1 protein-coding gene is annotated in these 352 nt (G+C 66.5%); it reads left to right on the top strand.

What is annotated here, in order from left to right; genetic code table 11:
- Positions 1 to 352 (top strand): calcium-binding protein (locus tag AAHM41_RS40405; protein ID WP_342242288.1); only part of this gene is annotated, 352 nt, incomplete at both ends.

Raw genomic sequence — 352 nt, 5'->3', positions numbered from 1 at the left:
GGCCGGCAACGACACGCTTTATGGTGGCGCCGACAACGACACGCTCAGCGGCGGCGACGGCGACGACTACATCGCCACCGGCATCGGGGTCGATATCGTCGATGGCGGTGCCGGCACGGATACGCTCTATGTCGACCGCAGCACCACCTCGACCGGTGTCAGCTTCACCCTGAACGGCGCCACCGGCAGCGACGGCAGCCGGGCGACCAATATGGAGCTGATGACCTATTATGCCGGGACGGGCAACGACATCATCACCGGGGCCATCGGCAACGACACGATCTATGGTGGCGACGGCACCGACGTCCTCGCCGGGGTGGCGGGCAATGACTATCTCCGCGGCGGGGCTGGT

Source organism: Inquilinus sp. OTU3971 (assembly GCF_038440215.1).
Note: the sequence above shows the minus strand (reverse complement) of the source record. Positions and strands in the feature narration are given on the sequence as shown.